The sequence below is a fragment of the Bacillus sp. AFS040349 genome, assembly GCF_002577655.1.
Lineage (GTDB): Bacteria > Bacillota > Bacilli > Bacillales > Bacillaceae > Metabacillus.
The window spans coordinates 1-449 of sequence record NZ_NUMC01000076.1; the positions used below are offsets into that span (position 1 = coordinate 1).

Genomic DNA, 449 nt, shown 5'->3' on the forward strand with positions numbered 1-449 from the left:
ATGATTGTTGCCGCAATCTTTCCTCCGATACCAGGGATAGACTGGATAATCTTATATTCTTCCATTTCTTTAGCGAGGGCATCTATTTCTGCTTCAAGTTGTGATAGGTGCTCTTGGTATTGAAGAACAATGGTAATTAACATCTTTAAGTTAAAAATAAGGCTTTCATACAAGTTGCTTTGAAATGGATTTCGTAATGCTGCCTCAATAAGCTTTTGTGCTTTTTCTTTTGCCCACTTTTCAGAACGTCTTGTACATAACGATACAATCTTTTCGGTTAAAACAGATTCTGTAGTTTTTAGTACATGTTCAGAAGTAGGGAACAAGGAAAGAGTCTGTAAAGATACTTTCGAATATAAATCACCAAAGACCCCTCTATACTCAGGAAATACCTGATCTAGTACTGTTAGAAGCTGTATCTTGGTTTGAGAAGAGATACTTGAAATGGT

Annotated in this window: 1 pseudogene; it reads right to left on the reverse strand. The window is 35.9% G+C overall.

Going from position 1 to position 449, the window contains the following annotated elements:
* Positions 1-449: pseudogene (locus COD11_RS16290) on the reverse strand (IS110 family transposase); the annotation flags it as partial.